General features: G+C 41.7%; 1 protein-coding gene. It reads left to right on the top strand.

All coding sequences use genetic code 11. The annotated features are described in order from the left end of the window. Window positions 1-512 precede the first annotated feature (512 nt). On the top strand, window positions 513-659 hold the full coding sequence (locus ACYVTD_RS14320; protein WP_461248395.1) for a hypothetical protein: 147 nt from the start codon (window positions 513-515) through the stop codon (window positions 657-659). The last annotated feature ends 219 nt before the right edge of the window (window positions 660-878 follow it).

The following is an 878-nucleotide window of genomic DNA, read 5'->3' as shown; positions in this document are numbered from 1 at the left end:
CTTACGTTTGTGTTGTTTTTATTAACGTCGCGGCACCCACCGACTTCTCCACTAGGTCGCTCGGCGGCAGCCGTCAGATGAGTAAAAGCGACGTGTAGTAGTCTTTGGGGGGAATGAGAAACAATGTAAATCAAGGAGAAAAAATGAAAGTTGTTCAATCCAAAAATAAATGTCGCCATTTTCGAGGTTTATTGTCTGTCTTTTCTTGGCAACACAACAGTGCCAAACACCATTTTTTCTAGTTTCGTCATTTCCCACTTTCAAGTATCGTCATATCGTTAAAATAAAGCGCTGTTATGCGTCCGAGCCGCAGATTGGCGTTTAAACGCTTTAGAATTTCCTGCTTTGCGAGTTCTTCGTCTATTTGATTTACGCTTTCCGCAGGGAGAGATGTAAAATATTCCGTAATTATTGTTTTGAAGTCGCCGATTTTTGCGGCAAGTTCTTCGGTAAATGTGGTGTCTTTGGCGGAGTAGGGGAATGAAACTGAAAGAATTAAAAATAATCATAGAATGCCCACTACTAACCGACTTGCCGGAATTAACGAAGCTAGACAACTTCTGCAAAAGGAAATGACGCAAAATGGAACTGCGGCTGTACCTATGGCATCCGGCGACGGGTGGGAATCCCATGTTCGGGAACGATATGCCAAGTCTTGACACAAACTGTATCTTACGTTGGCTATTGGACGATGTCCCTGAACAAACTGCCATAATAACCAATATCATCATTTGTTGATTGTTACCTTGAAGTTTTTGCCCGAAGCACTGGAGCCGCACCACTCTTGACGTTCGACAAAAAAATGAGTAATCAACTCTCCGGTACACAATTACTATCTCTGTAAATAATTTACTTTATTCCCCATTATTTATCTGTAT

The sequence above is a fragment of the Treponema sp. R6D11 genome, assembly GCF_054786075.1.
Note: the sequence above shows the minus strand (reverse complement) of the source record. Positions and strands in the feature narration are given on the sequence as shown.

What these genes read in the sequence shown, in the direction of transcription:
- ACYVTD_RS14320 (WP_461248395.1), top strand. Translation starts at nt 513, where the DNA reads ATGCCCACTACTAACCGACTTGCCGGAATTAACGAAGCTAGACAACTT.